This is a genomic window from Novosphingobium sp. HNCC26DJ243, assembly GCF_057180545.1.
In genome coordinates, this window is sequence record NZ_JBXUGN010000001.1 from 65,627 (window position 1) to 82,735 (window position 17,109).

The 17,109-nt window shown below is 62.3% G+C and carries 16 protein-coding genes and 2 tRNA genes; 6 read left to right on the forward strand and 12 right to left on the reverse strand.

What is annotated here, in order from left to right; translation table 11 throughout:
- Nucleotides 1–20: 20 nt before the first annotated feature.
- Together carB and greA are read left to right on the forward strand one after the other, a co-directional pair.
- On the forward strand, nt 21–3,350 hold the full coding sequence (gene carB, locus AC2A04_RS00345) for a carbamoyl-phosphate synthase large subunit (RefSeq protein WP_484210329.1): 3,330 nt from the start codon (nt 21–23) through the stop codon (nt 3,348–3,350).
- Nucleotides 3,351–3,476: 126 nt separating this feature from the next.
- On the forward strand, nt 3,477–3,953 hold the full coding sequence (gene greA, locus AC2A04_RS00350; RefSeq protein ID WP_484210330.1) for a transcription elongation factor GreA: 477 nt from the start codon (nt 3,477–3,479) through the stop codon (nt 3,951–3,953).
- Nucleotides 3,954–4,015: 62 nt separating this feature from the next.
- On the opposite strand, the gene AC2A04_RS00355 is transcribed toward greA, so the two are convergent.
- From AC2A04_RS00355 to AC2A04_RS00375, 5 genes are all read right to left on the reverse strand, one after another.
- Nucleotides 4,016–4,237: a DUF4170 domain-containing protein gene (locus tag AC2A04_RS00355; protein ID WP_484210331.1), complete on the reverse strand. Its 222-nt coding sequence runs from the start codon at nt 4,235–4,237 to the stop codon at nt 4,016–4,018.
- A 99-nt stretch (nt 4,238–4,336) separates the two neighbouring features.
- On the reverse strand, nt 4,337–4,822 hold the full coding sequence (locus tag AC2A04_RS00360; protein WP_484211704.1) for a hypothetical protein: 486 nt from the start codon (nt 4,820–4,822) through the stop codon (nt 4,337–4,339).
- A gap of 1 nt (nt 4,823) precedes the next feature.
- On the reverse strand, nt 4,824–5,108 hold the full coding sequence (locus tag AC2A04_RS00365) for a hypothetical protein (protein ID WP_484210332.1): 285 nt from the start codon (nt 5,106–5,108) through the stop codon (nt 4,824–4,826).
- Nucleotides 5,105–5,488 carry a phage holin family protein gene (locus AC2A04_RS00370; RefSeq protein WP_484210333.1) on the reverse strand — a complete coding sequence of 128 codons (384 nt, stop codon included), beginning with the start codon at nt 5,486–5,488 and terminating at the stop codon, nt 5,105–5,107. Before AC2A04_RS00370 ends, AC2A04_RS00365 begins: the two co-directional genes overlap by 4 nt.
- Nucleotides 5,489–5,531: 43 nt before the next feature.
- Nucleotides 5,532–6,110 carry a hypothetical protein gene (locus AC2A04_RS00375; RefSeq protein ID WP_484210334.1) on the reverse strand — a complete coding sequence of 193 codons (579 nt, stop codon included), beginning with the start codon at nt 6,108–6,110 and terminating at the stop codon, nt 5,532–5,534.
- Nucleotides 6,111–6,340: 230 nt separating this feature from the next.
- On the opposite strand from AC2A04_RS00375, the gene eno reads away from it, so the two are divergent.
- Complete coding sequence (gene eno, locus AC2A04_RS00380; protein WP_484210335.1) at nt 6,341–7,627, forward strand: phosphopyruvate hydratase; 1,287 nt, start codon at nt 6,341–6,343, stop codon at nt 7,625–7,627.
- Nucleotides 7,628–7,692: 65 nt separating this feature from the next.
- On the opposite strand, the gene AC2A04_RS00385 is transcribed toward eno, so the two are convergent.
- Complete coding sequence (locus AC2A04_RS00385; protein WP_484210336.1) at nt 7,693–8,220, reverse strand: MarR family transcriptional regulator; 528 nt, start codon at nt 8,218–8,220, stop codon at nt 7,693–7,695.
- 215 nt (nt 8,221–8,435) lie between these two features.
- Complete coding sequence (locus AC2A04_RS00390) at nt 8,436–8,696, reverse strand: hypothetical protein (RefSeq protein WP_484210338.1); 261 nt, start codon at nt 8,694–8,696, stop codon at nt 8,436–8,438.
- 282 nt (nt 8,697–8,978) lie between these two features.
- Here AC2A04_RS00390 and AC2A04_RS00395 point away from each other — a divergent pair, with 282 nt between their 5' ends.
- From AC2A04_RS00395 to AC2A04_RS00405, 3 genes are all read left to right on the forward strand, one after another.
- A complete protein-coding gene (locus AC2A04_RS00395) occupies nt 8,979–9,482 on the forward strand; it encodes a DUF1214 domain-containing protein (protein WP_484210339.1) in 504 nt (167 codons plus the stop codon).
- Nucleotides 9,479–10,033 carry a DUF1254 domain-containing protein gene (locus tag AC2A04_RS00400; RefSeq protein WP_484210340.1) on the forward strand — a complete coding sequence of 185 codons (555 nt, stop codon included), beginning with the start codon at nt 9,479–9,481 and terminating at the stop codon, nt 10,031–10,033. Before AC2A04_RS00395 ends, AC2A04_RS00400 begins: the two co-directional genes overlap by 4 nt.
- 273 nt (nt 10,034–10,306) lie before the next feature.
- Nucleotides 10,307–13,168 (forward strand): TonB-dependent receptor, encoded by a 2,862-nt coding sequence (locus tag AC2A04_RS00405; RefSeq protein ID WP_484210341.1) that lies wholly within the window; start codon nt 10,307–10,309, stop codon nt 13,166–13,168.
- Between the two features lie 62 nt (nt 13,169–13,230).
- Here the strand turns inward: AC2A04_RS00405 and AC2A04_RS00410 are convergent, their stop codons facing one another.
- From AC2A04_RS00410 to mrdA, 5 genes are all read right to left on the reverse strand, one after another.
- Nucleotides 13,231–13,572: a putative quinol monooxygenase gene (locus AC2A04_RS00410; protein ID WP_484210342.1), complete on the reverse strand. Its 342-nt coding sequence runs from the start codon at nt 13,570–13,572 to the stop codon at nt 13,231–13,233.
- A gap of 85 nt (nt 13,573–13,657) precedes the next feature.
- Nucleotides 13,658–13,733 (reverse strand) — tRNA-Lys (locus tag AC2A04_RS00415).
- 45 nt (nt 13,734–13,778) lie between these two features.
- Nucleotides 13,779–13,854, reverse strand: a tRNA-Lys gene (locus AC2A04_RS00420).
- A 66-nt stretch (nt 13,855–13,920) separates the two neighbouring features.
- A complete protein-coding gene (rodA, locus tag AC2A04_RS00425; protein ID WP_484210343.1) occupies nt 13,921–15,036 on the reverse strand; it encodes a rod shape-determining protein RodA in 1,116 nt (371 codons plus the stop codon).
- Nucleotides 15,036–17,108, reverse strand: a complete 2,073-nt coding sequence (mrdA, locus tag AC2A04_RS00430) for a penicillin-binding protein 2 (protein ID WP_484210344.1) — start codon at nt 17,106–17,108, stop codon at nt 15,036–15,038. The genes rodA and mrdA overlap by 1 nt, the downstream gene beginning before the upstream one ends.
- Nucleotide 17,109 lies beyond the last annotated feature (1 nt).

Consider the following 17,109-nt stretch of genomic DNA (forward strand, 5'->3'; position numbering starts at 1 on the left):
TAATAGCGAAGTCTTCCTAAATGCCCAAACGCACTGACATCTCCTCGATCCTGATCATCGGCGCCGGGCCGATCATCATCGGCCAGGCTTGCGAGTTCGATTATTCGGGCACGCAGGCGGTGAAGGCGCTCAAGGAAGAGGGCTATCGCATCATCCTGGTCAACTCGAACCCCGCGACGATCATGACCGATCCGGACATGGCGCACGCGACTTATGTCGAGCCGATCACGCCCGAGGTTGTCGCCAAGATCATCGAGAAGGAGCGCCCCGATGCGCTGCTGCCGACGATGGGTGGGCAGACCGCGCTCAACACCGCGCTGGCGCTGTTCAACGATGGGACGCTTGAGAAGTACGGCGTCCAGATGATCGGTGCCGATGCCGATGCGATCGACAAGGCCGAGGACCGCCAGCGCTTCCGCGAGGCGATGGACAAGATCGGGCTGGAATCGGCGCGCTCGGGCGTGGCGCATAGCATTGACGAGGCGCTGGCCATCCTCGAGCGCACCGGGCTCCCCTCGATCATCCGCCCGAGCTTTACCATGGGCGGCACCGGCGGCGGCATCGCCTATAACAAGGACGAATTCGTCAAGATCGTGAAGGGCGGCCTCGAAGCCAGCCCCACCACCGAAGTCCTGATCGAGGAATCGCTCCTCGGCTGGAAAGAGTACGAAATGGAGGTTGTCCGCGACAAAAAGGACAACTGCATCATCATCTGCTCGATCGAGAACGTCGACCCGATGGGCGTCCATACCGGGGATTCGATCACCGTCGCCCCGGCGCTGACGCTGACCGACAAGGAATACCAGATCATGCGCAATGCATCGATCGCGGTCCTGCGGGAAATCGGCGTGGAAACAGGCGGTTCCAACGTGCAGTTCGCGGTCAATCCCGCCGATGGCCGCCTTATCGTTATCGAGATGAACCCGCGCGTGTCGCGCTCGTCCGCGCTGGCATCCAAGGCCACCGGCTTCCCGATCGCCAAGGTCGCGGCCAAGCTCGCCGTGGGCTACACGCTCGACGAGATCATGAACGACATCACCGGTGCGACGCCGGCTGCGTTCGAACCGACGATCGATTATGTCGTGACCAAGATCCCGCGTTTTGCCTTCGAAAAGTTCAAGGGCTCCGAGCCGCTGCTCGGCACCGCGATGAAGTCGGTCGGCGAGGTCATGGCGATCGGCCGCAACATCAAGGAATCGATGCAGAAGGCCCTGCGCGGGCTGGAAACCGGCCTCGACGGCTTCAACCGCGTGGTCGAGCTGGAAGGCGCAAGCCGCGACGAGATCACCGCAGCGCTCGCCCGCGCGACGCCTGATCGCCTGCTGGTGATCGCCCAGGCCTTCCGCGAGGGGCTGAGCGTGGACGAGATCCACGCGGTCACCAAGTACGAACCGTGGTTCCTGCGCCATATCTGCGAGATCATCGCCGAGGAAACCGCGATCCAGCAGAACGGCTTGCCCAACGACGCCGCAGGCCTGCGCCGGTTGAAGGCGATGGGCTTTTCCGACAAGCGCCTCGCCACGCTGGCGGTGCGCTCGGTCGGGGTTGCCGGCGGCATGGGCGAGACCCAGGCCAAGCGCTCGGGCCTGCTGCACGACGCGCTGCGCGCGATGGCGGGTGCCACCAGCGAAGCGGAAGTGCGCGCGCTGCGCCACAAGCTGGGCGTGCGCCCGGTGTTCAAGCGCATCGACAGCTGCGCCGCCGAGTTCGAGGCGGTGACGCCTTACATGTATTCGACTTACGAAGGCGCGCTCTTCGGCGAGCCCGAGAACGAGGCTGCTCCCACCGACCGCAAGAAGATCGTGATCCTCGGCGGCGGTCCCAACCGTATCGGGCAGGGCATCGAGTTCGACTACTGCTGCTGCCACGCGTGCTACGCGCTGGATGAGGCCGGGTTCGAGACCATCATGGTCAATTGCAATCCCGAGACCGTCTCGACCGACTACGACACCTCGGACCGACTGTACTTCGAGCCGCTGACGGCCGAGGACGTGCTTGAAATCCTCGAGCTGGAACAGTCGAAGGGCGAACTCGTCGGCGTGATCGTGCAGTTTGGCGGGCAGACCCCGCTCAAGCTGGCGCAGGCGCTGCAGGATGCGGGCATCCCGATCCTCGGCACTTCGCCCGACTCGATCGACCTTGCCGAAGACCGAGAGCGCTTTGCCGCGCTGGTTGCCAAGCTGGGCCTCAAGCAGCCGATGAACGGCATCGCGCGCAGCCGCGACGAAGCCGTCGCGGTTGCCAGCCGCATCGGCTATCCTGTGCTGATCCGTCCGAGCTACGTGCTCGGTGGCCGCGCGATGGAGATCGTCGACAGCCAGGCGCAGCTCGATGACTACATCGCGACCGCCGTGCAGGTGTCGGGCGACAGCCCGGTACTGATCGACCAGTACCTGCGCGATGCGATTGAATGCGACGTCGATGCGTTGGCAGATGGCGACGACGTGACCGTCGCCGGGGTCATGCAGCACATCGAGGAAGCGGGCATCCACTCGGGCGACAGCGCCTGCACCCTGCCGCCCTACAGCCTCTCGCCCGAGATCATCGCCGAGATGGAGCGCCAGGCGGTCCTGCTTGCGCGCGGCCTGGATGTGCGTGGTCTGATGAACATCCAGTTCGCTATCAAGGACGGCGAAGTCTATCTGATCGAGGTAAACCCGCGCGCCAGCCGCACGGTGCCGTTCGTCGCCAAGGCCGTGGGTCAGCCCATCGCCAAATACGCCGCGCGGATCATGGCGGGCGAGAAGCTGGCGAACCTGCCCGCGATCAAGCGCGAGATCGACTACATGGCGGTCAAGGAAGCGGTGTTCCCGTTCGCGCGCTTCCCCGGCATTGACCCGGTGCTTTCGCCCGAAATGAAGTCGACTGGCGAGGTCATGGGCATCGACAGCACTTTTGCCGTCGCCTTTGCCAAGTCGCAGCTGGGGGCAGGGACGAAGCTGCCGCAGACAGGCACGGTGTTCGTCTCGGTCAAGGATTCGGACAAGGCCGTAGTCCTGCCTGCAGTCCGCAAGCTTACCGATCTTGGCTTCAAGATCGTGGCGACGGGTGGCACGGCGCGCTACCTGACTGACGCGGGCGTGATCGTGGAGCGCGTGAACAAGGTGGCCGAAGGTCGCCCGCATATCGTCGACCGCATCATCGATGGCGACATGTCGCTGATCTTCAATACCACCGAAGGTTGGCAGAGCCACAAGGACTCGCAGTCGATCCGCGCTTCGGCGCTGAATTCGCGCGTGCCCTACTTCACCACGGCGGCGGCCTCGGTCGCGGCGGTGGAGGCAATTGAAGCCCTGCGCTCGGCCGAACTTGAAGTGCGTTCGTTGCAGGACTATTATAGCTCAACCTAGTGGAAGCTTCCCGGCATCATGGCTTTGAAGGTCCGGCCTTGCGCATGCGGCGCAGGTCGGCGGGGGCAGGTTTTCCCTGAATGCCGTAACGGCAATCAGGGGGCAGTACAGGAAAGAGACTGACGGATGGCGAGTGTGGAAAAGCTGCCGATGCTTGCAGGAGGCTACGAAAGGCTGACTGCCGAGCTGAAAGCGCTGCGCGAAGAGCGCCCCCGGATCGTGGATGCCATCGAGGAAGCGCGCGCCCACGGCGATCTTTCGGAAAATGCCGAATATCATGCCGCAAAGGAACGCCAGGGTCAGGTCGAGGCGTCGATTGCCGATCTTGAAGACCGCGTCAGCCGCGCCCAGATCATCGACCCGGCCACGCTCTCGGGTGACAAGATCATCTTCGGTGCGACCGTGACCTTGCTCGACGAAGACGAGAAGCCGGTGAAGTACCAGATCGTCGGCCCTTACGAGGCCGATGCCAAGCACGGCATGATCAGCTACAACTCGCCGCTGGGCAAGGCGCTGATCGGTCGCAAGGTGGACGAGGAGATCGAGGTGACCGTGCCGTCGGGCGACAAGTTCTACCTCGTGCAGAAGATCGAGTTCATCTGACAGCTTGCTGATATCGCAACAAAAAAGGCCCCGGATTTCCGGGGCCTTTTTCGTATGTCCGATCAGCTTGCCGGCAACTCGGGTTCAAGCAGGCGGTGCATGTGGACGATCACATACCGCATTTCGGCATCGTCGACCGTCCGCTGCGCGGCACTGCGCCAGGCGTCTTCGGCGCTGGCGTAGTCCGGAAACACACCGACAAGGTCGATGGCCTTGAGGTCGACGAATTCGAGGCCCTGCGGGTCCTTGACCCGCCCGCCCATCACGAGGTGCAGCTTTTGCATTGGCGACTTTCCATTGGGAGGATTCGTCTGTGCCACTGACAAAAAGCCGAGGTCAAAGCAAGTCGATGAAAGTCGTATTTTTACCTGTAATGGCGCAACTCAGTGCTTCATGCGCGAGGCGAACTCGGTAACCTTGCGAATGGCGATCTCGCTAGCTTCCATCGCCGCAGACCGTGCCACTTCGGCTAGATCGACGGCCTTTCGTTTCGCATCGCCGCTGCCTTCGGCGATCCTGCCGCCAACGGTTCCGCCCACATCAGCGATCTTGCCGCCAACTTCCTCGACCTTGTGCATGCCTTCGCGCCCGGCCTCGGCCGCCTTCGCCGCATAATCGACCGCCAGCTTGCCAGCGACGCTGGCAAAACCGGCCGCACTCTTGCGCAGGCGGCCTGACGAAGGAAGGGCCTTTGCAATCAGCGCGCCCAGCAGGATGCCGGCGGCAAGCGAAGCCACGGGATGCTCCTCGATCAGGGTCTTGACCTTCTGCGCCGGGTTGGCGTTGCCCGTGCGCTCAGCGAGACGGGCCTTCGCAGCCTCGACCTTTTCGTGAAGTTCGGGCTTTTCGGTCATGTTCTTGTTGGACATATCAATCTCCGGGTCGGACCATGTCGCGCGCCTTCTCCGCCAGCTCCAGCAGCGGTCCCCGCAGGAACCATGCCGCCAGTGCTGCAGCCGTCGCGCCGATCACGGCCTTGTTCTCGCTCGCGATGTCGCGGGCGGTCTCGACGAGTTCAACGGCCTCGCCGACTGCACGTTCCTTGATCCGTGCGGGCGAAGTCTCGGTCTTTGCCAGTTCGAGATCACCCTTCACGATGGCCAGCGCTGCATCTCGCAGGGCACGGGCCTCGGCAATGGTACGCGGATCGCTCATCCGGCTTGCTCCCCGCCCGTCAGGCCGGCCTTGGCCCGCTTCATGCGCGCCGATGCCATGAACAGGCAGAGCACAGTCAGCATCAACAGTGCACCGCCGACGATGGCAAGTGCACCCCAGACGCCGACATATGCCGCCAGGGCAAGCAAAAGCCCCACAACGATCGCCAGGAGCGTAAAGAAGCCGAACGCCAGTCCGAGGATCAGCAGAACCGCGATCGTCTTTGCCTGACCCAAGCCATAGGCGGCCTGGGCCTTGCGATAGGCGACCTCGGCCTCGACAAGCGTCTGGGCATCCTCGACCAGTGCGCGCAGGGCGTCACCGACCGAGGGTTGATCATGTTGGTCTGCCACGGCGGCGGCTGGTTCGATTTCGGTCATGAAATTTCAGACATCTGATCATGCACCTTTGCGACAGGTGCCGTCAGTCGTCCGATCCGCCCGAAAGCAGCTTGGCCACGGCAAAACCGGCAACTGCCGCGATGCCGATCGCCACGCCAGGGCTCTTCTTCACGAATTCCTTCACGTCTTCGCCCAGCTCACCAAGATCCTTGGCTTCGAGCCTTGCAGCGGTTTCCTGGATCGAGCGGGCGGCGGTGCGGGCATAATCGCCGTACTGAACGCCAAGCTTCTCGTCGATCGAGGTGGCGCTATCGGAAATGGTCTTGCCCAGAGTGCTCAACGCATCGCTGGCCTTGGTCTTGCCCTGTGACGCGAGTTCAGCACCCTTTTCCTTGGCCTGCGTGGCATAAACCTTGGCTTCGCCGACCCAATCGGTGGCGGTATCGCTGACCTTGGCCTTGTAGGCAGAGCCCTTTTCCAACGCCTCCCCCTTCAGGGCTTCGGCGCCAGCCTTGGCTTCCTCGATTGCCTTGGTGAAACGCCCCTTGGCGCTGACATCATCGGTCGATTCAGCGACCGGGGCGACAGACGTAGCAAGTCCGCCAGCCTTGGCAGCAGTCTTCTTGGGAGCGTCTTCGGGGGTCATGGTAGTATCGGCCATTGTCGTATTCCCTTCGGCATTTCGCACGGCAGTTGCCGTTACGATATGGGCGGTCCGCGCCATCTTGCCAGACCCTTTTTGACAAAGGCAAGCAGGGATGGTGCGGGAGATGCGCCCGTATAGGTATGTGGTCAGGCAACGCGGCTTGCCTGCGAGGGTTCCAGCCGATAGGAGCCGCGCCAAACCGTGGCGCGCAAGAATCCTCGTCGCCACCCTGCAGGGAGCAGACCATGACCGCGATCATCGACATCCATGCGCGTGAAATCCTCGACAGCCGTGGCAATCCCACCGTCGAAGTCGATATTCTCCTTGAAGACGGCAGCTTCGGCCGTGCTGCGGTGCCCTCGGGCGCCTCGACTGGCGCGCACGAGGCCGTCGAACTGCGCGATGGCGACAAGGCGCGCTATCTGGGCAAGGGCGTGACCAAGGCGGTCACCGCCGTGAACTCGGACATCGCCGAAGCCATCGTCGGCATGGATGCCGAAGATCAGCGCGACATCGACCTTGCGATGATCGAGCTTGATGGAACCGAGAACAAGAGCCGACTCGGCGCTAACGCCATTCTCGGGACCAGCCTTGCCGTCGCCAAGGCCGCTGCCGATGCACGCGGCATGCCGCTTTACAGCTACGTCGGCGGCGTTTCGGCCCATGTCCTGCCGGTGCCGATGATGAACATCATCAACGGCGGCGAACATGCCGACAACCCGATCGACTTTCAGGAATTCATGATCATGCCCGTCGGCGCGCCCACTCTGGCGGAAGCCGTGCGCTGGGGGGCCGAAGTTTTCCACACGCTCAAGAAGGGCCTGCACGAGAAGGGCCTGGCAACCGCAGTTGGCGATGAAGGCGGCTTCGCACCGAACCTTGCCAGCACGCGCGACGCGCTCGACTTCGTGATGGCTTCGATCGAAAAGGCCGGCTTCAAGCCGGGCGAGGACATGATGCTCGCACTCGATTGCGCAGCGACCGAGTTCTTCAAGAACGGCAAGTACGAGATCAGCGGCGAGGGCCTTTCGCTCTCGCCCGACGCAATGGCGGACTATCTTGCCGCACTGTGCGATGCCTATCCGATCATCTCGATCGAAGACGGCATGGGCGAAGACGATTTCGAAGGCTGGGCTGCGCTCACTGCCAAGGTCGGCAAGCGCGTGCAGCTGGTCGGCGACGATCTGTTCGTGACCAACCCCAAGCGCCTCGAAATGGGCATCGGCAAGGGGCTGGCGAACTCGTTGCTGGTCAAGGTCAACCAGATCGGATCGCTCACCGAAACGCTCGAGGCCGTCTCGATCGCGCAGCGCAACGGCTACACTGCTGTCATGTCGCACCGTTCGGGCGAAACCGAGGACGCCACGATCGCGGATCTCGCGGTTGCCACCAACTGCGGCCAGATCAAGACGGGCTCGCTTGCGCGTTCGGACCGGCTTGCCAAGTACAACCAGCTTATCCGCATCGAGGAAGAGCTGGGCAATTCGGCGCGCTATGCCGGCAAGGGCGCGTTCGGCCGCCTCGGCGCCTGATCAACCTCCTGCAACGCAAGAACCGAAAGGGCGGCCTGCGAAGGTCGCCCTTTTCATTTTAGGCCTTATTGCGCCATTCGCAGCGAGGGCAGCTCAATGTCTTCGTCCTGGCGCATGTCGCCGGCGATGTCCGCGAAGTAGGCGACCATCTTCTCATACCCGTCGCTCGACAGGCGAACAAACACGCGGCGTGCGTCGGCGGTATCATTTTCGCGCAGGATTAGGCCCTTGTCCTCCAGCACGGTGAGCCAGCGCAGTGCGGTTGTCGCCGGGACGGCTGCGCCGATGCAGGCGCTCGTCACCGGAAGGCGTTTGCGCTCCTTCGCTGCGATAAACAGGTCGAGCATGATATCCCACGCTGGTTCACCAAAGAGTGCCGGATCGGCAAATACGTCCTGACGACGGCGCCGTTCGCGATAGGCGGTCCGCGCGACTTCCGCCCAGACCGGGCTGTCCTTGGCCATGTGGGATGCCGGGCCTTCCTCGGATTGCTGGTCGGCGTCGGTCAGCTCAAGTTCGTGTGCGATGGCAAGCAGCTCGTTCGCAGCAGCAATCAGTCTTCGTGCCTTGGCTCTCAGCTGGATTTTGCTCATCGCACCCCCGTTCATCGGCACTGTGAGCCCTGTCCGGCTTCGTGGCGATGTCCTGCAATCATCCATTGTCGAAGAAGGGCCGATGAACCATTCGGGGTTACGCTAAGTATTTTCTCTTATTAATTTGTAATGATCTGCAATATGTTGTAATTGCTTCCAATTGTCAGAACCAAAATGGATTGGTTAGCAAACAGTATTCAAAACGGAGTTGTTTTTCAATTTGATGATCCGGACTTCTTTTCCTTGTCGCTGATCAGATAGCGCCATACGCCGTACGCGTTTACCAGAAGCAATGCTCCGTTCTGGATCGCGATCGAGACCGTGTCGTTCAGTACGCCTGATACGACCCATGAGATCGATACCGCTACAAACAGCACGAAGCCCCAACCCGTTATACGCCGTCCCAGATCGGCCGCGACGAGACCTGCCGCAATGATCGTTCCCAACGCGGCAAACCATTCGAGCGCGCCATCCACTACCGTTCTCCCGGGCAACAATTGCTCATGCGCAACCGGCAGGGATGGCAAGGCGTTCCCGCTCGACAACTTTGTGGAACCGGAAGATTTCCCTTTTTTCGCCTGATGGGGTCTGACAGCTTGGGCACTGCAAGGGTTGAACACCTGGCACAGGGAGGGGGCGATGGAGTCCAAAGGAGGCACTGACCGGAAAACGCCATGCGCCTGGCGCTGAGATACGCCGTCACCATTCTTGCAGGTTTGGCCTGCGGGTCCGGGGCCGCGGTTGCATCGCTTCGTGCGATGGGTATGGGCGCCGAAGCGCACCAGGGCTGGTCGGGAAGCCATCTTACCGGCTCGGTCGATGCCGGAGCCATGCTGCGCGCGAGAGTGGCGATCAGCGGGCTGCTGGCCCTCAACCGCACCCAGGCGCTTTACTTCACGCGCACGACAGACAGTTCGGGCAATCGCCTGCGCGAAGATTGTCGTTACCGGCTTAGCGGCGGTCCCTTGCCCGGTCGCTGGTGGTCGATCACCGCCTATGCGCCCGACAACTACCTGCCGCAAAACGATGACGATGCGCTATCGGTCGATGCGTCGGAAGTACGCCCGGATGCCGCAGGGCAGTGGAGCGCCGAGGCGGGGCCAAGCCGGCCGAAGCACGAACCGTGGATATCGACGGCGCGGGCAGGGGCCTTCGATCTGACCTTGCGCATCTACAACCCCACGCCATCGGCGCAGCGTGACTTCGCCTCCATACCCTTTCCACAAGTCGAACGGCTGGATTGCGCCGGAGAAGCACGATGAGGCGCCGCGTGCGATACGCAATCGCGTTCCTGGTTGCCGTCGGCGCAGGCTTTGCGGCCACAGTCGTCGCCACGCCATGGGTGATCATGCACGTTGTCATGGACCGGCTGTCGGAGAAGGGGCGAATGGTCAACCGGTTCCGTTTCGGTGACCGCACGACAGCCGGGTCGCGTCAGATCGTTCGGCCATCGCCCGATCTGGCCTACGCAAGTTGCGTTTACGATCTGTCGCGCGGGCCGATCATCGTCAACGTCGCGCCGGATCCGGCAGGAGGCTATGTTTCTGTCTCGGTGTTTGCTGCCAACAGCGACAACGTCGCCGTGTTCGACTCATTATCTCATCCCGGCGGCATCCGCTTCATGCTTCAGAAGGAGCGCAAGCTGGCCCACCCGGGGCTGCCTGTCGTCTATACGCCAACGGAGCGCGGCATCATTCTGGACCGGAGACTGGCTGCGGGCGGGGAGGAGTTTGCCGCCGCCGACCGAGCCCGCCGGGCAGACGACTGTGGGCCCTTCAGCAGCGCTGCAACAGGCGAGGCGACTGGGAGCTGATTCGCGCTTTTGCGACGGTTCCGTGCCGTCACTTGCCGGGAATCTATGCATTTTCATACCGAAGCGGATATTTTCGGTCACGAATGAAACGACCTTCCCCTACGGAAACCCGCATTTTTAATTATACGATTGACAAAGATTCACGCCTGTTATGTCCTGCAGTTCAGGTAGTCCGCGATCAATGACGGACACCGCTGGAGAGAGAGGTCTGAACCTATGAGGGGCAAGCTTTCCCTGTTGGCTGGCGTTTGCGTAACGGCCATTTCGTCGCCCGTGTTCGCGCAGTCCGCGAATGAGAATGTCGGGCTGGAAGAGATCATCGTCACGGCCCAGCGCCAGGCACAGTCGCTTCAGGCGGTGCCGATCGCTGTTTCGGCCTTTACTGCCGAAAACCTCGAGAAGCAGCAGATCCAGAACTCGTCCGATCTGCAACTTTCGCTGCCCAACGTCACCTTCACCAAGACGAACTTCACTTCGTCAAGCTTCACGATCCGCGGCATCGGCGACCTTTGCGTCGGCGTGTCGTGCGATTCCGCGACCGGCATCCACCTCAACGACATGCCGATGTTGCAGAGCCGCCTGTTCGAAACGGAATTCTTCGATCTCGAGCGGATCGAAGTTCTGCGCGGGCCTCAGGGCACCTTGTTCGGGCGCAACGCAACGTCCGGCGTGGTCAACGTGATAACCGCCAAGCCCGATCTATCCGGCTTCGGGGCCTCGGGCGAGGCCGACTACGGAAAGTACAATTCGGTCCGCGTGAAGGGCATGGTCAACGTGCCGCTCGGCGAGACGCTCGGCATCCGCCTTGCCGGCATGTACAACCGCCGCGACGGATATACCTACAACATCGGCACCGACAGCCGGATCGACGGGCGTGACATGTATGCGCTGCGCGGGTCGCTGCGCTGGGAGCCGAGCCCCGACACCACCATCGACCTTTCGGCCTACTACTTCCGCGAGAACGACAGCCGCAGCCGTGTGCAGAAGCAGCTCTGCCATCGCGATCCCACCGGCGTGCTCGGCTGTCTGCCCGACAAGCTCGCCAATGAGACGACCAACGGAGATTCGACGCTGGCGTCGCTGCTTTCGTCGCGCGAATTCTTCGGCATCGCGGTTGCGCCGGCCTTCGCGGCGCTGGGCCTCGGCAGCATCTACAACACCGATGGTGACGGCTTCTCGAACGCGGTCAATCCGACAGACGTGCGTACCGTCAACATCGATTACCTGCCGACCTACTTCGCCAAGGAAGAAGTCTATCAGGGCAAGCTGCAGCAGGCATTGGGTGACAACCTGACGCTGAACGTCACGGCAGGCTTTGCCCGCAACGAAGTGCGCAGCCGCACCGACTACAATCTGGCCACCCAGCGGGCCATTTCCGGAAGCCTTGGTCTGTATGGCCTTGCAGCCTTTGCGGCCAACCCCGCAACGGCCTTTGCCTTTGGACCGATCGCTGCCCGTCTTATCCCGAATGGCCCGACCGGCAATGTCTGCCAGTCGGACATCGACCCGAACAACGTTGGTGTTTTCGGCGCGGGCGGCAAGGCTCTCTGCGCAAAGACATCGTACGACATCGATGAATCAAGCCAGAGCTACAAGCAGTATGCGGCCGAAGCGCACATCGACTCCGATTTCGACGGGATGTTCAACTTCCTGATCGGCGCAAACTACCTGCGCGGTGAAACGACGAACAACAGCTATTACGTCAACTCGTTCGGCCTCGACTATGCGGCTGGTGTACTTGGCGCAGCGGCGGCTCTTACGGGGGCGACCGGCGGCAAGGCCGTCTTCCGTCCCTCGCCGTTCTTCCGCAGCAATACCGCCAAGGGCACCGTCGACAGCTACGGCATCTTCGGTGAGAGCTACTTCCAGTTCAACGACAAGGTGAAGCTGACTCTCGGCCTGCGTTACAACCACGACAAGAAGTTCACCCGGGCGCGCACGACCCTGCTCAGCAATGGTCTGTCGAGCGAGTTTGCCGGTGGCGGTGCGCTCTACGCATTGATCGGCGCGAACACGCTCGAGGAAGCGTTGAATTATGCTTCGGCAGGCGACTTCGACAAAGGCACCTTGGGCGTACAGCCGTTCCAGGAGCGCTCGGTCAGCTTCGGTCGCATGACCGGTCGAGCGGTGCTGGATTACCAGATCACGCCGGACAACCTCGTCTACCTGTCGTATTCGCGCGGCTACAAGTCGGGCGGCATCAATCCGCCGCTTTCGGTCGGGTCAGTGAATGACTCGTTCAAGCCGGAATCGGTCGATGCCTTCGAACTCGGGTCGAAGAACCGCTTCGGCGCACTGCAGCTCAATGTTTCGGCATTCTATTACCGCTACAAGGATCTGCAGCTCAGCCGCATCACCGCGCGCACCTCGGTCAATGACAACATCGATGCCAATATCTACGGCGTCGAAGCCGAAGCCATCATGGCGCCGACCCGCAACCTGCTGGTCAATCTCTCGGCGAGCTATCTCAAGACCAAGGTGGCAGGCGACCAGCTGTTCGTCGACACGCGCGATGTTTCGGCAGGCCGTTCGGACACGGTGATCATCAAGGACATCACCCTGGGTTCGAACTGCGCGGTTACGGGTGCCAGTGCAGCGGCGGCAAATGCCTTCGTCGGCGCGATCAACGGCAAGATCGGGCTCAAGGCTCCGACGCCGATCCCGGGCACCAACACCACCGGTGCGTTCTCGATCTGCGGTGCGCTTGCAGCACAGGCGGCCGCCATCGGCAATCTGTTCGGCGGCATCAAGGTAAGCTCGGGCATCGAGAAGAACGTCAAGGGCAACCAGTTGCCTCAGGCGCCCGAGTTCAAGTGGTCGGCAGGCATCCAGTACACGCTCGAAGCCGGCGACATGACGCTCGTCCCGCGCTTCGACATCAACTATACCGGTGAGAGCTACGGCACGATCTTCAACGGCAACATCAACCGCATAAAGGGTTTCGCGGTGATGAACGCCCAGATCCAGCTCAATGGCAAGGATGACCGCTGGTTCCTGCGCGGTTACATCCAGAACCTCGCCAACAACAACGCCACGACCGGGCTCTACGTTACCGATCAGTCGTCGGGCCTGTTCACCAACATCTTCACCCTGGAGCCGCGCCGCTACGGCGTTGCCGCAGGTTTCAAGTTCTGATTTTCGTCACCAGACGAAACCTCGCGCCGGGATCGCAAGGTCCCGGCGCTTTTCTTTGCGGCTCAATCGAACTGCGCTTTTGGCAGGCCTGAGCCGTCGTAGACCGGCTGCTTGGCAACAGCCTTGTATTTGGCCACATCGGCCCCGGTCATGCCGGACTGGGTGAGGTAATCGGCCATTGCGCGGTAGAGCGGCCCGGCGAGATGGTCGGCCAGCGCCGCAACGCTTTCCCATTCCTCATAGACCCACAGTCGCGAGGGGTTCAGCGCGTCGCCGTTCCAGACGTAGTGGATACAGCCGGGCTCGTCATACGTCGGCAGGATGTGCGGGGCACCACCACGCGCGATTTCCGCTGCATCCTTGCCTTCGAAATCGATCCAGCCCCAGAGCGTGACCCGTTCCATCATGCATTCCTTCGCGTTGCTTGCAGGCAATAGCGTAGGCGCACACAGGTCAGCCGGACATTGGCACTATCGACAGGGAAGAAAATGGTGGACGCACTTGGGCTCGAACCAAGGACCCGCTGATTAAGAGTCAGCTGCTCTACCAACTGAGCTATGCGTCCGTACCCGGAAGGGGCATGCCGCATGGTGTGCGGCGGGGAGGGGAATGGTGGACGCACTTGGGCTCGAACCAAGGACCCGCTGATTAAGAGTCAGCTGCTCTACCAACTGAGCTATGCGTCCATTCCCGCTCGGGAGCCGCCCCAATAGCGATTTTTGGACGGCTGCCAAGCCCCAAATTTCGGTTTTTCAGGAGAGGCTGCGCGGCGCTGATCGGCTCCAGCGTTCGACGGCCATGATCGTGCCGATGCAGATCATATTGGTCATCATCGAGGAGCCGCCATGGCTCATCCACGGTAGCGGAATTCCGACCACCGGAGCGAGGCCCATGACCATCATCAGGTTGATGCACATGTAGAAGAAGATGGTCATCGTCATGCCTGCAGCAAGCAGGCGCGAGAAGCGATCGGGCGCGTTGTTGGCGACCTTCAAGCCCCAGCGGAAGATCAGGCCGAAGACGGCGAGCACGAACAGCCCGCCGAGCATGCCCCATTCCTCGGCCATGGTCGCAAAGACGAAGTCGGTGTGCGATTCCGGCAGATAGTTGAGATGGCTTTGCGAGCCCTGCCCGAAACCCTTGCCGAAGAATCCGCCCGAGCCGATCGCGATCTTCGACTGGGTGATGTGGTATCCCGAGCCGAGCGGATCGTTCTCGGGGTCGAGGAACACGAGCACGCGCTTGCGCTGGTAATCGTGAAGCAGGGTGAAGAAGGCGAGGGGCGCGATGATCAGACCGGCCGCGCCTGCGCCCAGAAACCAGCGCAACGGAAGGCCTGCAAGGAACATCACGACGACTGCGCCGAACGAGATCGCAAGTCCGGTGCCGAGGTCTGGCTGGAGCATGACGAGACCCGCGGGAATGCCCAGCAGGATGCCGGCAGGCGCGAGCGAACGCCAGCTCTGCGTCTCGCCGACCGGAAGCACGGAATAGAACCATGCCAGCACAAGCACGATACCGGGCTTCATCAGCTCCGACGGTTGCAGGGTCATGAAGCCGAGATTGAGCCAGCGCTGGCTTCCGCCGCCGATGCCGCCGATCAGTTCGACGAGCACGAGCAGAAGGCACAATGCGACGTAGATCGGGATGGCCATCCGCCGGAACAGCTCCTGTGGCAGGCGGGCGATGATCATGGCCATGATCAGGAAGATGACGAAGCGTACGAGGTGCGACATCGACCAGGTTTCGAACCGTCCGCCTGCCGCCGAATAGAGCACAGCCGAGCCAAAGGTCACGAGCCCCGCGAGAGGCAGAAGCACGCCCCAGGGCTGACGGGCAATGGCGGCAGGGACGTAGGCGCGTGGCATCACTGCGCTCCTGCAGGCGCGGCGACGACCGGTGGAGGCGCGGCTGGCGGTGCTTCAAGTGTGGTGACAGGCTCTGCGCCGGGCGTCGCCGCAGCAGTCTGCGCATCGGTCGGCTCAGTGTCGGGCTTGCGCTCTTCCTCGACCCGCTCGGTCAGTTCCTCGTCGTCGGGCACGGGCTTTGGCGCCGATCCACCGTACTTGGCGGCGAAAGTGTTATAGCGCGTGGCCATGCGCTGCTGGACGTTGCCACCCCATTGCTTCTCGAACCCGTCGAGCACTTCCATCGCCTTGTCGGGCGCGAAGATGTAGGTCATCACGTCGCGCGCGATCGGGTAGGCCGAGCCCGAGCCGCCGCCATGCTCGATCGCCACGGCGCAGGCATACTTGGGCTTGTCGAACGGGGCGAAGCAGATGAAGTGACCGTGATCGCGGTGCTTCCACAGGCCGCCCTTGCCATTGCCGATGTTGAGCCCGACGACCTGCGCGGTGCCGGTCTTGCCCGCCAGAAGCACGTTCTCGACCGGGAGCCGCGCCTTGCCGGCGGTGCCGCGTCCGTTCACCACTTCGCTCATCGCCGCATGGATGTAGTCGAGGTGGTCCTGGCGAAAGCCCATCGACTTCGGCAGGGGGGCGTGGCGATCAAGCAGCAGTCGCGGCATGACCTCGCGGCCCGAGGCGATGCGCGAAGCCATGACCGCCTGCTGCAGCGGGTTGACCAGCATGTACCCCTGACCGATCGTGGCGTTGACCGTGTCGTAGACTGCCCATTCCTTCTTGTACTTGCGCATCTTCCATGCGGGATCGGGAACGGTGCCATAGGACTGGCCGGCGTAGGGCATGGGAAATTCCTGCCCGAGCCCAAGCCGCCGCGCCATCTGCGCGATCACGTCCATCCCGAGCTGTTGCGCGAAGTGGTAGAAGTAGACGTCGCAAGACTGGTAAATGCCCTTGGCCATGTTCGTCGAACCATGGCCACGGTGGTTCCAGCAGTGAAACACGCGGTTGCCTACACGAAGGCCGCCTGCACAGTTGACACTTGCCTCCGGATCGAGCCCCGCTTCAAGGAAGGCCATGGCGACCATCGGCTTGACGGTGGACCCCGGAGGATAGAGCCCGCGCAGAACCTTGTTGCGCAAAGGCACGTGATCGTCCTCGGACAGCATCTTCCATTCGATGCGGCCGATGCCGTCGGAAAAGCTGTTGGGATCGAAGCTTGGCATCGAAGCCATGGCGAGAACATCGCCGGTTTCGCAGTCCATGACCACGACCGAACCCGATTCCAGTCCGATCCGCCGCGCTGCATAGTCCTGAAGACCGGCGTTGATGGTCAGCTGGATCGGCTTGCCGGGTACGTCCTCGCGCGTGCCAAGATCGCGAACGATCCGGCCGGAAGCCGTCGCCTCGACCCGGCGCGCTCCCGGAACGCCACGCAGGCGCGTTTCGAACTGCTTTTCGAGTCCGTCTTTCCCGATCTTGAATCCCGGGGTGATGAGGAGCGGGTTGCGTTCCTTTTCGTAGTCCTCGGCGGAAGCGGCGCCGACGTAGCCCACAAGGTGTCCAACGGCAGCGCCAGTCGGGTAGAAGCGCGAATAACCGCGCTGGGGAATGACGCCGGGCAGTTCGGGCAGGCGCACCGAGACGGCCGCAAACTTGTCCCAATCGAGGCTGGACGCAACTTCGACAGGCTGGAAACCGCGCGCCTTGTCGAGCTTGTCGCGGATGTCGCGCACGCGGTCGGGCGGAAGGGCGAGAAGGTCCGCCAGTGTCTTCATCGTGCGGTCCGGATCCTCGACGCGGTCGGGGATGAGGTCGACGCGAAAATCCGCGCGGTTGGCGGCCAGCGCCTTGCCGAAGCGGTCGAGTACCCAGCCTCGGCGGGGCGGGATCAGCGTCAGGTTGACGCGGTTGCTCTCGGAAGCGGCCTGGTACTTCTCGTTCTGCGCAACCGCGAGATAGCCAAGGCGCGTGGCAAGAAGGACGCCGACGCCCGCCTGAAGCGATCCCATGACGAACGTGCGCCGCTCGAAGCGGTTGGTGAGGATCGCAGAGGTGATCGGCAGCCGCGACTTCACC